Genomic DNA, 12,606 nt, shown 5'->3' on the forward strand with positions numbered 1-12,606 from the left:
CACCGTGTCTGGTCGAGTCGGCCCTCAGGATCGCGACTCGTGGCCCCAGGTCGACTCGTGGCTTAGCCGGGAAGCATCCCGGGTCGGGAGTGGGTCGTGACCACACGTGCAGCACAGCAGTCAACCCGTCAGATCTCACGCAGGTCTTCCTCTGGGAAGCCTGATCAGGATCTCCGCACTTATGTGCTCGACACCTCGGTGTTGCTCTCGGATCCGCAGGCGCTGTTCCGCTTCGCCGAACACTCGATCGTCCTTCCTGTCGTCGTCATCACCGAGCTCGAAGGCAAGCGGCACGACCCTGAGATCGGCTATTTCGCGCGGCAGGCACTGCGTCACCTGGATGAGCTGCGTATCGAACACGGCCGCCTCGACTACCCGGTGCCGATCGGCGAGGGCGGCACGCTTCGTGTCGAACTCAGCAACACCGATGCCGGTGTGCTTCCCAGCGGCATCCGACTCGGCGACAACGACAGTCGCATCCTCGCGGTTGCCATGCATCTCGCAGAAGACGGTCAAGACGTCACGATCGTCTCGAAAGATCTTCCGATGCGTGTCAAGGCGGCATCGCTCGGAATCTCGGCGGAGGAGTACCTCGCCGAGCAGGCGGTCGATTCCGGATGGACCGGAATCGCCACCCTCGCCCTCTCGGGTGATGAGATCAGCGACCTGTACGAGAGCGAGGTCGGCATCAGCGAGGAGGCCCGCGGCATCCCCGTCAACACCGGACTGATCATCCACTCCGAACGCGGGTCCGCCCTCGGGCGGGTCTCCGGCGACGGCGAGTACCGACTGGTGCGGGGCGACCGTGACCTGTTCGGGATGCATGGTCGCTCCGCTGAGCAGCGCATCGCGATCGACCTGCTGACTGATCCTGACGTCGGGATCGTGTCGCTCGGTGGGCGCGCAGGCACCGGCAAATCGGCACTCGCGCTGTGTGCGGGACTCGAAGCGGTGCTGGAGCGGCAGCAGCAGAAGAAGATCATCGTGTTCCGGCCGCTGTTCGCCGTCGGCGGCCAGGAACTCGGCTACCTGCCGGGTGACCAGAACGAGAAGATGGGCCCGTGGGGGCAGGCGGTCTTCGACACGCTCGGCTCGGTCGTCTCGGGCAACGTCGTGGAGGAGGTCATCGCGCGAGGACTGCTGGAAGTCCTTCCGCTGACGCACATCCGCGGACGCTCGCTGCACGACGCGTTCGTGATCGTCGACGAGGCGCAGTCGCTGGAGCGAAACGTGCTGCTGACGGTGCTCAGCCGGATGGGCCAGAACTCGCGCGTCGTGCTCACCCACGACGTCGGACAGCGCGACAACCTGCGGGTGGGCCGGCACGACGGCATCGCTTCGGTGATCGAGACGCTGAAGGGTCACGAACTGTTCGGTCACGTGACGCTGATGCGCTCGGAGCGCTCGGCCATCGCGGCACTGGTCACCGACCTGCTGGAGGGTGGGGAGCTCAGCTGAGCTTCGGGGTCCGGGGTCCGGGGTCCGGGGGCCGGCGGGATGGTCGGCTGTTACGCCTGTCGGAGGGGGTGACGTAGGTCGGAGTGATCCGACGAAAACCTCCGATGGGCGCAACACCCTCCGCAGGGTGCAACACTCAAGCGTGGTCGCGGAGCCGTTTCAGCGCGCCGATGACGGCTGACTGCACCGTCGGCCAGTCGTGGACGATCTGGGAGTAGTCGAAACGCAGCGTTTCGTAACCGCGCGCGGATGCCGCGGCATCCCGCAGCAGATCTTTGTGGCGCATCTGTTCGGACGCGTGATTCTCTTTGCCGTCTGCCTCGAGGATCAGCTTTCTGCCGATCACGAAGTCCACCCTGCCGACCCCGGTGATCTCCACCTGGCAGTCGAGACGGATGCCGAGGATGTGCAGCCGTAGCCTCAGCAGCGATTCCAGACCACTGTCGGCATCGGGTCGAGCGAGATCGACGAGCCATTGAGCGGATGCCGGCAATGCCGCCCGCACGCGGGCGCGAGCGGCTCGCGAGAGCAGCCGAAGCTTCCACGCGGATTCGAAGGCCGCGAAGAAGGCTTCGTCGCCTTGACAGCGGTAGAGGTGCAGCAGTGCCTGCTCGAGCGAGGCTCTTCCCAGAGGAGGGTCGCCTCGATAGTAGTGACTCACACAAGCGCAGTCCGGGTGCGTGCGTGCTCGTCCGGATGCTCCCATCCAGATATGCGGCTCGGTGCCATCGTGCAGAACCCAGACCTTGTGCGAGCGCAACACCGAGGTGCAGGTCAGGGCACCGCCGTGCGCGATGGCCTCGCGTACGGATGGTTTCAGACCGGGCACGGCGAAGACGCCGGAGCGGATGCGTTGGATCGTGCCCTTGGCGACGTGGCGTGCCAGCGTCGCACGTGAGATGCCGTACTCCTGCAGGCGGGATCCGAGAGCTACGCCGCCGAGTCGAGTGATGAGGTGAGCCGGGTCGATCATCCATCCAGGATTGCTGATTCACGCGCGCAGCAGCGGCGAAGGCATCCGATTGTGGACGGTTTCGGCAGTTTTATGAATGTGGAGAACGAGTGCTTCCGCGGCCCACGCTCGGGAAGGGGATGCAGTGACGCCCGGCGGAGCATGTGACAGGACGCGGAGCAATTTACCTGAAAGCTCCGCCGTGTGTCACAGCATCCGCCGGGCGTCACACCAACGAGCTGAGGCTCAGCCCGGGTGGGTCATGCTGAGCAGGTCGAGCTTCTCGTCCAGCTGCTCGAGCGTGAGCTCACCGCGCTCGACGTAGCCGAGGTCGATCACGGCGTCGCGCACCGTGATGCCCTTGGCAACGGCGTGCTTAGCGATCTTGGCCGCTGCCTCGTAGCCGATGAGCTTGTTCAGCGGCGTCACGATCGACGGCGACATTCCCGCGAACGCCGCCGCACGCTCGGTGTTGGCGACGAGACCGTCGACGGTCTTGTCGGCGAGCACGCGCGAAGCGTTCGAGAGCAGACGGATCGACTCGAGAAGCGCAGTACCCATCACCGGGATGGCGACGTTGAGCTCGAACGAACCGGATGCTCCGGCCCAGGCGACCGTCGCGTCGTTGCCGATCACTCGGGCGCAGACCATCAGCACGGCCTCCGGGACGACCGGGTTGACCTTGCCGGGCATGATCGAGGAGCCGGGCTGCAGGTCGGGGATGTGCAGCTCGCCGAGACCCGTGTTGGGACCGGAGCCCATCCACCGCAGGTCGTTGTTGATCTTCGTCAGCGAGACGGCGATGGTGCGAAGGGCACCGGATGCCTCGACCAGACCGTCGCGGTTGGCCTGAGCCTCGAAGTGGTCCTTGGCCTCGGTGATCGGCAGCTCGGTCTCTTCTGCGAGCAGAGCGATGACCTTCTGCGGGAAGCCGAGCGGAGTGTTGATGCCGGTTCCGACCGCGGTACCGCCGAGCGGAACCTCAGCGACGCGGGGGAGTGCGGACTGCACGCGCTCGATGCCCAGGCGTACCTGACGGGCGTAGCCGCCGAACTCCTGGCCGAGGGTGACGGGTGTGGCATCCATGAGGTGCGTGCGGCCCGACTTGACGGCGTCCTTCCACAGCTCTGCCTTCGCCTCGAGAGCCACCGCGAGGTGGTCGAGCCCCGGGATGAGCGTGTCGATGAGTGCCTGGGTGACGGCGATGTGCACCGAGGTCGGGAACACATCGTTCGACGACTGCGACGCGTTCACGTGGTCGTTCGGGTGCACGGCAGAACCGAGGATGCGGGTGGCGAGAGTCGCGAGCACCTCGTTCATGTTCATGTTCGACGACGTGCCAGAGCCGGTCTGGTAGGTATCGACGGGGAACTGACCGTCGTGTGCACCCGTAGCCACCTCGTCTGCGGCCTGCGCGATCGCATCGGCGATCGCGCCATCGAGCGTGCCCAGGCTCTTGTTCGCGAGAGCGGCTGCCTTCTTGATGCGAGCGAGGGCGGCGATCTGCGTGGATTCCAGCCCGGTGCCCGAGATCGGGAAGTTCTCGACCGCGCGCTGGGTCTGAGCGCCGTAGAGCGCGTTCACGGGAACGCGTACTTCGCCCATGGTGTCGTGTTCGATGCGGTACTCGGTATCGGTCACTTCGATCCCTCCAGAGTTGCGGGGTCGACTGCGATCCCCGATTCGATTCCAACAGTGATGACAGGCACAGCGGTGCCTTCGGAAAGACGGTAGTTCGCACCGACGATACCCAACCGGCCCTCGGCCACTGCGGTGCTGATCATCTCGGACGACTGAAGCAGGTTGCGCACCGTGTTGCGTAGGTGCTCCTTGCCGACCAGCTCAGCGTCGATATCGCTCACCGCGCCGCCGCCGTTCTCGGCGAGCACCTTGCGTGCGGCGGGAACGATCGGGGCGATGAGCTTCCAGATCTGCGGGGGCAGCGGCTCGGCATCGATCGGCGTGCCGTCGATCGCCGCGCGCACGGCCCCACAGGAGTCATGCGCGAGGACGACGATCAGCGGTACCTCGAGAATGCCGACGGCGTACTCGAGGCTGGCGACGATCGATTCGCCGATGACCTGGCCGGCGTTGCGGACAACGAAGAGGTCTCCGAGCCCGAGATCGAAGATGATCTCGGCTGCGAGTCGCGAGTCGGAGCATCCGAACAGTGTGGCGAGTGGGTTCTGATGGTCGGCGAGATCATGACGTCGCCCCACGTCCTGGTTGGGGTGACGCGGTTCGCCGGAGACGAAGCGCTTGTTTCCCTCGAGCATCTGCTCCCAAGCAGCGGTGGGGGTGAGAGTTGTCATCAGTCCTCTGCAATCTCTTCGATCTGTGGAACAAGAGACTCGGCGAATTCTGCTGTCGAGTCGGGGGAACGCGAGCCGTACAGGAGCACGTAGTCGACGCCTGCCTGGGTGCCGATGGCGTAGCTCACGTTGTCGTCGGAGTTCTTGCTCACCGAGTAGACATCCCACTCGACACCGCCGATGCGGGTGGTCTCGGTTGCGGCAGTGCCGTTCAGCACTTGCGGCGCCCATTTCGCATCTGCTTCGAAGGCCTGGGCGACGCGGATGAATCCGCGTTCGTCTTCAGCGGCGGGCGCCAGGGTGATGTTCCAGACGACGGTGGGACCGCCCTCGAGTTCTGCCGCGTTCACACGCCAGAAGTCGCCCAGCTCGGGTACGAGCACCGGACGCTCCATCGTCGATTCGACGTCGGCCGCGATCGCGGGCAGATCGACTTCAGGTTCGGATGCGGGCTGGCCGCGGGGCACGCCGAAGATCACGATCGCGACGACGGCGAGTGTGATGATGAGCGCCGCGATCAGGTTGCGGAAGGTCTGGCCAGACCGATAGGTCTTGCTGAACTCCGCCTTGCGCGCAGCGGTCTCTTCAGGAGTCTCGGGCCGGCCGAGCTCCGCGACGACGCGTGGCTGCTTGCTCATGAACTGGCACCGTTGGGATCTGCAGAATCGGATGCCGAAGAGTCGGATGCCGCGGCACGAGTGGCCTCGAGACGGCGCTTCGCGCCGAGAAGCCATTCCTCGCAGCGGGCAGCGAGCGCTTCACCGCGTTCCCACAGAGCGAGTGAGTACTCGAGCGTAGGAGAACCCTGCTCGAGCTCGGAGACCACGCGGACGAGTTCGTCACGGGCGTCTTCGAACGACAGGGATTCCACCGGGGTGTCGTTGGGCGCAGTCACGGTTCCCAGTCTACGACGCGCTCCGACATCGTCCGCCCGGGTGACATCAGCTGGCTTCCGAGATCTCCCCCTCGGATCGGGCGGCGATCGATCCGCGGTCCACGGTGATGGTGAGGGGGCTGCCTGCCGGAGCATCCGATGCATCGCGAAGGATCACGCCGCCGTCGAGGTGAGCGATCGCGTACCCGCGGGCGAGGGTTGCGGCGGGCGACAGCGCGCGCAGCGACGCGCGCAGCTCGGAGGTCTTGCGGCCCGCAGCATCCCACTGCCGATCGATCGTGTCGCGCCCACGCGCCTGCAGCAGCCAGAGCTCCTGCGCGCGTGCGGAGATGATCGGTTCGGGGGAGCGCAGCACCGGGCGCGAGCGCAGCTGCTCGAGCTGTGCGATGTCATGAGAGATGCGCTGAGTCAGGCGCGAGGTCGCGCGGGCGCGCAGCTGGCCGATGAGCGCGCGCTGCTCTCCGACGTCGGGGACGACGCGCTTGGCGGCGTCCGTCGGCGTCGATGCGCGCAGGTCTGCAACGTCGTCGAGGAGCGGATGGTCGTTCTCATGGCCGATCGCCGAGACGATGGGGGTGGATGCTGCGGCGACCGCGCGTACGAGACGCTCGTCGCTGAATCCGAGCAGCGTCTGCGGATCACCACCGCCGCGGGCGATGATGATCACGTCGACGTCGGGATCCGCATCCAGTCGTGCGAGCGCTGCTAGCGTCTCGGGGACGCACCGGTCGCCCTGCACAGCGGCGTATTCAGTGCGGAAGCGCACCTGCGGCCAGCGCAGCTCGGCGTTGCGATGAACGTCCTTCTCGGCATCCGATCGCTCGCCGGTGATGAGTCCGATCACGTGCGGAAGGAAGGGCAACGGCTTTTTGCGGGATGCGTCGAACAGCCCTTCCTGACGCAGCTGCGCACGGAGCTTCTCGAGCCGCTCGAGCTGGTCACCGAGACCGACGTGCTTCATGCTCGCGACGGTGAAGCTGAAATCTCCGGCCTTGACGAAGTAGTCGGCCTTGACTGCGGCGATCACGTGGTCGCCGATCGCGAGGTCGGCAGGGATGCGACCGCGCACGCTCGACCACACGCGGATCGAGATCTGCGCGTCGGACTGCGTGTCTTTGAGCCGGCCGAACACGTTGCCGCCGCGGACGTTCCACGAGGTGATCTCGCCCTCGACCCAGACGGTGTTCCACCGGGCGATGAAGTCGCGGATGGTGCCGTTCAGTCGCGCGACCGAGGTCGGAGCATCCGCTGTCGAATCGCGGGGCGCGACCGCGTCTGCCGGAGGCGTCTGGCCATTCGCGGAGGAGGCTTCGAAGACCGTCATCGGGTCCTTTCATCGGTTGTGCGCTCGGCGCGACGCCCAGGCCCCTCACCGGTACCCGAAGGTAGGATCGGAGTGTGAGCCAGGCCACCGTACATCTTCCCGTTCCCCGTATTCCACGTTCGCGGGCGACGCGGCTTCAGGATATCCCGGTCGACGGACACAAGCGCGTTCTGCTCGCCGCCCCACGCGGCTACTGCGCCGGTGTCGACCGTGCTGTCGTCGCCGTCGAGAAGGCGCTCGAGCGCTACGGCGCACCCGTGTACGTGCGCAAGCAGATCGTGCACAACATCCACGTCGTCACCGAGCTAGAGGCGAAGGGGGCGATCTTCGTCGAAGAGGTCGATGAGGTGCCCGAGGGCGCACACGTCGTCTTCAGCGCGCACGGTGTTTCGCCGGCAGTCGTGAATGCGGCATCCGATCGCGGACTGCACGCCATCGACGCGACCTGCCCGCTGGTGACGAAAGTGCACCGCGAAGCGGTGCGGTTCGCCCGCGATGATTTTGAAATCCTGCTGATCGGCCACGAAGGGCATGAAGAGGTCGAGGGCACCGCCGGGCACGCGCCAGAGCGAGTGACGATCGTGAACTCGCCCGATGAGGCCGACACCGTGCAGGTGAAGGATCCTTCGAAGGTCGTCTGGCTCTCGCAGACCACACTCTCGGTCGACGAGACCATGGAGACCGTCAACCGACTGCGGGCTCGCTTCCCCGACCTGCAGAACCCTCCGTCTGATGACATCTGCTACGCCACGCAGAACCGTCAGGTCGCGATCAAGAAGGTTGCGAAGGATGCTGACCTGGTGATCGTCGTCGGCTCGTCGAACTCGTCGAACTCGGTGCGTCTCGTTGAGGTCGCTCTGGAATACGGTGCGAAGGCCGCCTACCGCGTCGACTACGCGGAAGAGGTCAAGCAGGAGTGGCTCGACGGCGTTGAAACCGTCGGCGTGACCAGTGGCGCCTCCGTGCCCGAGGTGCTCGTCCGCGAGGTGCTCGAGGCACTCAGCGGCGCCGGCTACCGGGACGTCGAAGAGGTCAAGACCGCCGAGGAAGATCTGATGTTCTCGCTTCCCAAGGAGCTTCGTCAGGACATTTCGGGCCAGAAGGATCCGCGCGCGCTCGGCGGCCGTACCGGAGCTGCTTCTTCATGAGTGACCGTCCGCAGTTCGGAGAGTACGCGACGCCGGAGGAGCAGCGTCGGCTGGCCGGGCTCCCTCCTGCGGACGCCGTTGCTGAGTCGCCTGTGATGCAGGCCGCACCGGCAGCTCCGGTGCAGGCGACGCCCTCGGCGCCAGCGGCCCGCCCGTGGGATCGCATCATCACGATCGCTCTGCTCGCGTACGGCGTGGTCAACGTCTTCATGACTGCCATGTCGTATTTGGACCTGCCCACACTGATGAACCGGAGCATGGGGATTCTCGGCATCGAGGGCGAGTTCACGAACTTCGCGCAGGGCAAGACCTGGGGCACAGTCGCCGCGGTCGTGCTGTTCATCGGCTGGGCAATCACCGCCTGGCTGGCGGTGCGGCGTCTGCGTCGCGGCAAGCTCAGCTGGTGGGTGCCGCTCGTCGGAGCTGTCATCACCATGATCATCACGACGATCTGCATCACTGTGCCGATGATGAATGATCCCGCCTTCATCGCGTACCTGAACGGTGCGACAGGGCAGTGAGCGCCTAGCTATATAAGAAACGAGCCCGCGTCGAATCGACGCGGGCTCGTTGCTTTGTGAGGCTGGTGTCAGCTCTTGGACTGGCCGTAGGAGCCGAGCTGGCGGGTCGACTCGACGACGCGAGCGGCCATCGCGGACTCCGCGACCTTGCCCCACGCGCGCGGGTCGTACTGCTTCTTGTTTCCGACCTCGCCGTCGACCTTCAGGACGCTGTCGTAGTTCTTGAACATGTAGTCAGCGATCGCACGCGTGTACGCGTACTGCGTGTCGGTGTCGATGTTCATCTTGATGACACCGTTGGCGACGGCGAGAGCGATCTCTTCGTCGCTCGAGCCTGATCCGCCGTGGAAGACGAGGTCGAGGGGCTTCGCACCGGTGTTGTACTTCGCGGCGACCTGCTGCTGGATCTCACCGAGCAGCTCGGGGCGCAGCTTCACTCCACCCGGCTTGTACACGCCGTGCACGTTGCCGAAGGTGAGGGCGGCGATGTAGCGGCCCTGCTCGCCGAGGCCCAGTGCCTGAACGGCCTGGTCGACGTCGGCGAAGGTCGTGTAGAGAGCATCGTTCGAGCCCTCGTGCTGCACGCCGTCCTCTTCGCCGCCGACGACACCGATCTCGACCTCGAGGATCGCGTTGATGTTCTTGATGCGGGGGAGGAGATCCTTGGCGATCTCGATGTTCTCCGCCAGCGGCACGGCCGAGCCGTCCCACATGTGCGACTGGAAGATCGGATTGCGTCCGGCCTTGACCTCTTCTTCGGATGCCGCGATGAGCGGCTCGACGAAGCCTGCGAGGGCATCCTTCGGGCAGTGGTCGGTGTGGAGTGCCACGGTGACCGGGTAGTTCTTGGCGACCTCGGTCGCGTAACGAGCGAAGGCGAGAGCGCCCGTGGCGCGAGCCTTGACGGTGTGGCCGGCGAAGTAGTCGGCACCACCGGTGGTCACCTGGATGATGCCGTCGGAGCCGGCCTCGGTCAGGCCCTGGAGGACGGAGTTGATGGTCTGCGAGCTGGACACGTTGAACGCCGGGTACGCGAAGCCACCGGCCTTCGCGCGGTCGAGCATTTCTGCGTACTGTTCCGGGGTGGCGACGGGCATGAAAAACTCCTGCGATAGATGAAGCGGGGTCAGTGCTCACTCTATCGCTGGCCATGAACTGATGACGGCGCGGTCAGCGTCGGGGCCACCCTCTCTTTCCCGGTGGTTAAGAACTGCGATTTCTTCGTGCGTGCTACGCCGAAAACGCCCCAGTCTCATGCGGGGCGGTCACTAGGCTGGCCACATGGTGAGTCTTACGGCTGATATGAGCCCCCTGCGTCCCGATCGGAACCTTGCGCTTGAGCTGGTGCGTGCGACTGAGGCGGCATCGATCCGGGCGGTGCCGTTCATCGGCCGCGGGGCGAAGGAAGCTGCTGACGGAGCTGCCGTCGACGCCATGCGCGCGTTCCTCGGCACTGTGAACTTCCAGGGCCGCGTCGTCATCGGCGAGGGCGAGAAGGACAACGCCCCGATGCTCTTCAACGGCGAGGTCGTCGGCTCTGGGCGCGGACCCGAGTGCGACATCGCGGTTGACCCCATCGATGGCACCTCACTCACCGCCGCTGGTCGTCAGAATGCACTTTCGGTCATCGCGGTCTCTGACCGCGGCACGATGCTCGATGCCTCGAGCGTCTTCTATATGGACAAACTCGTCACAGGTCCCGCCGGCGTCGGTGTCGTCGACATCAATCTGCCGGTCGGTGAGAACATCCGACGCCTGGCGAAGGCTCTCGGCAAGTCGGTCGACGAGATCGTCGTCTCGGTACTGAATCGGCCTCGTCACGAGAAGCTGATCGATGAGATCCGTGAAGCCGGTGCCGGCACCCGTCTGATGAGCGATGGCGACGTCGCAGGCGGCATCAACGCTGCGCGTCACGGCGCTCGCACCGACATGTGCGTCGGAGTCGGTGGCAGCCCGGAAGGCATCGTCACCGCGTGTGCGATCAAGGCACTCGGAGGACACATCCAGGGGCGTCTCTGGCCGCGTGACGATGAAGAACGTCAGCGCGGGACCGATGCCGGGCTCAAGATGGACTACGTCTACGAGGCCGATGAGCTCGTCAAGGGAGACAACACGATCTTCGTGGCGACCGGTGTGACCGATGGGCAGCTCGTGGCGGGCGTCCGCCGTGAGGGCAACTACGTCTATACGGAATCCGTAGTGCTGCGCGGTGCATCCGGCACTTTGCGCCGCGTCACATCTGAGCACCTCGTCTCGAAGTGGCTCTGAGTCTCTGACGGCGCCCCTCCGACCGTTATCAGGGTTACCTGGCACAATGGGTGATGTCGTCGAGGAGTCATCTTCGACGACATCCAGGGAGGGGTCACATGGCCGCGGGACAGATGAGCAGCAACGAGAAGTCGGCTCCAGTGAAGATGGTCACCACCAACACTGGTCGCATTCTGCGCGTCTCTGCGGACGATGAGGCAGCACGTGTGGCCGCTGCGGCCGCCGCGGCATCAGCCCCTGCGCACGTGGATCCTGCACGCCGTGCTGACGTGCTCTTCCGGGTTCGTCGCGCCGAAGGGCACGAGATCAGCTCGTGGTGGATGATCGGCGCATTTGTCCTGACGTCGGGGCTCGTGATCGCTGCGCTCAGCTGGGTTCCCTACAGCGCCTGACGCTCGTCACGGCTTTTGACCGAATCGACCTCTGCGAGCCGGTTTCGCACCGCACCGAGGTCGGCTTCGATCTCTGATGCCGGATCGGCGTCGACCAGCTCAGGAGCGGTGAACTTGCGCGGCACGCTGGTGATCGCCGGCGGCGCGGGAGCGAGCGCGGAGGCATCGATTCCGGGGAACTGCCGCGCTGTCACGAGCACACGGGTCTCGAGGGAGCCGGCGAACTTGTTGTAGCTGTCGACCGTGCGCTCCAGCGCGCGGCGCAGGTCGTCGGCGTGACCGGCGAGGGTGCCCAGGCGATCGAACAGCTGCGTGCCGAGCGCGAGCAGGGTGCGGGCTTCGGTAGACACTTCCTGCTGCGTCCACGTGAACGAGACCGTCTTCAGCACTGCCCAGAGGTTCACCGGCGATGCCAGCGCGACGCGCTTGCTGAATGCGTAGTCGAGCAGCGTCGGGTCTTCATCGATCGCGGCAGCGAGCAGAGACTCGCTCGGCAAGAAGCAGATCACGAACTCGGGGCTCGCATCGAGTCCGGACCAATACGCCTTCTTCGCGAGTGCATCGACGTGAGCCCGAACAGCCTTGACGTGCTTCTGCATGTGCACCCGGCGTTGGGCCTCGTTCGCATCACCGCCGCTGAGTGCGCTGGCTTCGAGGTATGCGTCGAGCGGCACCTTCGCATCGACTGCGATCGACGTGCCTCCAGGAAGGCGCACCACCATGTCGGGTCGGCCTTGTCCGCGGTCGGAAGAGATCGTCGACTGCAGATCGAAATCGACGTGGCGCGTGAGGCCGGCGGCCTCGACGACGCGGCGCAGCTGGGTCTCGCCCCACACGCCTCGTGTCGCCGTCGAGCGCAGTGCGCCGGCAAGCGATTCGGTGGTGGCACGCAGTGCCTCGTCTGATTCCTGTGCGCGTCGCAGCTGCTCGGTGAGCGACCCGAACTGCGCATGACGCTCCTGCTCGAGAGAGGCCACCTTGGTCTGCATCTGCTGAAGCGATTCGCGCACTGGCGCGAGTGCGGTGAGAACCGCGTTCTGCTGCTGCACGCGTTCGGCTTCGGCTCGCTGCTCTGTACGAGCATGCTCGACGGCATCGCGGTACAAGTCGTACTGCCGGTCTCGGTCGTCGCGGGCCGCAGCCAGTTCGGCTTCAGCGCGCGCGAGGTCAGCACGTGCCTGTGCTTGCGAAGAAGTGGCGCGCGCTGCGCGCGCAAACCAACCCACAGCAGCCCCGACCGCGAGGGCGGTGATAACCAGCAGAGCGATCAGCGAAGCATCCATACCGCCATGATGCCGCGGGCCTCGGACATTGCCGGGCTGCCGCCCCGATAAGG

At 65.5% G+C, this 12,606-nt stretch carries 13 protein-coding genes; 5 read left to right on the plus strand and 8 right to left on the minus strand.

Translation table 11 applies throughout. The features are described from left to right. Positions 1 to 132: 132 nt before the first annotated feature. Entirely contained in the window at positions 133 to 1,458 is a 1,326-nt protein-coding gene (locus ACN0RC_RS00975) for a PhoH family protein (RefSeq protein ID WP_417508580.1), read from the plus strand. 136 nt (positions 1,459 to 1,594) lie between these two features. Here the strand turns inward: ACN0RC_RS00975 and ACN0RC_RS00980 are convergent, their stop codons facing one another. The 6 genes from ACN0RC_RS00980 to xseA all read right to left on the minus strand — a co-directional run bounded on the left by ACN0RC_RS00980 (position 1,595) and on the right by xseA (position 6,941). Then, entirely contained in the window at positions 1,595 to 2,431 is an 837-nt protein-coding gene (locus tag ACN0RC_RS00980; protein ID WP_417508190.1) for a DUF559 domain-containing protein, read from the minus strand. A gap of 225 nt (positions 2,432 to 2,656) precedes the next feature. Next, positions 2,657 to 4,051, minus strand: a complete 1,395-nt coding sequence (locus ACN0RC_RS00985) for a class II fumarate hydratase (protein WP_417508191.1) — start codon at positions 4,049 to 4,051, stop codon at positions 2,657 to 2,659. Further along, positions 4,048 to 4,722 (minus strand): carbonic anhydrase, encoded by a 675-nt coding sequence (locus ACN0RC_RS00990; RefSeq protein WP_417508192.1) that lies wholly within the window; start codon positions 4,720 to 4,722, stop codon positions 4,048 to 4,050. The genes ACN0RC_RS00985 and ACN0RC_RS00990 overlap by 4 nt, the downstream gene beginning before the upstream one ends. After that, a complete protein-coding gene (locus ACN0RC_RS00995) occupies positions 4,722 to 5,360 on the minus strand; it encodes a DUF4245 family protein (RefSeq protein ID WP_417508193.1) in 639 nt (212 codons plus the stop codon). Before ACN0RC_RS00995 ends, ACN0RC_RS00990 begins: the two co-directional genes overlap by 1 nt. Continuing rightward, the gene (locus tag ACN0RC_RS01000) at positions 5,357 to 5,617 is read right to left on the minus strand and encodes an exodeoxyribonuclease VII small subunit (protein ID WP_417508194.1); all 261 of its coding nucleotides are present in this window, start codon (positions 5,615 to 5,617) and stop codon (positions 5,357 to 5,359) included. The genes ACN0RC_RS00995 and ACN0RC_RS01000 overlap by 4 nt, the downstream gene beginning before the upstream one ends. Positions 5,618 to 5,663: 46 nt before the next feature. Next, positions 5,664 to 6,941 carry an exodeoxyribonuclease VII large subunit gene (gene xseA, locus ACN0RC_RS01005; protein WP_417508195.1) on the minus strand — a complete coding sequence of 426 codons (1,278 nt, stop codon included), beginning with the start codon at positions 6,939 to 6,941 and terminating at the stop codon, positions 5,664 to 5,666. A gap of 110 nt (positions 6,942 to 7,051) precedes the next feature. Here xseA and ACN0RC_RS01010 point away from each other — a divergent pair, with 110 nt between their 5' ends. Together ACN0RC_RS01010 and ACN0RC_RS01015 are read left to right on the plus strand one after the other, a co-directional pair. Then, positions 7,052 to 8,089 (plus strand): 4-hydroxy-3-methylbut-2-enyl diphosphate reductase, encoded by a 1,038-nt coding sequence (locus ACN0RC_RS01010; protein WP_417508582.1) that lies wholly within the window; start codon positions 7,052 to 7,054, stop codon positions 8,087 to 8,089. After that, positions 8,086 to 8,610: a DUF6264 family protein gene (locus tag ACN0RC_RS01015; RefSeq protein WP_417508196.1), complete on the plus strand. Its 525-nt coding sequence runs from the start codon at positions 8,086 to 8,088 to the stop codon at positions 8,608 to 8,610. Before ACN0RC_RS01010 ends, ACN0RC_RS01015 begins: the two co-directional genes overlap by 4 nt. Before the next feature lie 68 nt (positions 8,611 to 8,678). Here ACN0RC_RS01015 and fbaA read toward each other — a convergent pair whose 3' ends face one another. Further along, positions 8,679 to 9,707 carry a class II fructose-bisphosphate aldolase gene (fbaA, locus tag ACN0RC_RS01020; protein WP_417508197.1) on the minus strand — a complete coding sequence of 343 codons (1,029 nt, stop codon included), beginning with the start codon at positions 9,705 to 9,707 and terminating at the stop codon, positions 8,679 to 8,681. 184 nt (positions 9,708 to 9,891) lie between these two features. On the opposite strand from fbaA, the gene glpX reads away from it, so the two are divergent. Together glpX and ACN0RC_RS01030 are read left to right on the plus strand one after the other, a co-directional pair. After that, complete coding sequence (gene glpX / locus ACN0RC_RS01025) at positions 9,892 to 10,878, plus strand: class II fructose-bisphosphatase (protein ID WP_417508198.1); 987 nt, start codon at positions 9,892 to 9,894, stop codon at positions 10,876 to 10,878. Positions 10,879 to 10,976: 98 nt separating this feature from the next. Continuing rightward, on the plus strand, positions 10,977 to 11,270 hold the full coding sequence (locus ACN0RC_RS01030; protein ID WP_417508199.1) for a hypothetical protein: 294 nt from the start codon (positions 10,977 to 10,979) through the stop codon (positions 11,268 to 11,270). On the opposite strand, the gene ACN0RC_RS01035 is transcribed toward ACN0RC_RS01030, so the two are convergent. Continuing rightward, complete coding sequence (locus ACN0RC_RS01035) at positions 11,258 to 12,553, minus strand: DNA recombination protein RmuC (protein WP_417508200.1); 1,296 nt, start codon at positions 12,551 to 12,553, stop codon at positions 11,258 to 11,260. The two genes, ACN0RC_RS01030 and ACN0RC_RS01035, sit on opposite strands and share 13 nt — an antisense overlap. Positions 12,554 to 12,606 lie beyond the last annotated feature (53 nt).

The organism is Microbacterium sp., assembly GCF_048259935.1.
Taxonomy (GTDB): Bacteria; Actinomycetota; Actinomycetes; order Actinomycetales; family Microbacteriaceae; genus Microbacterium.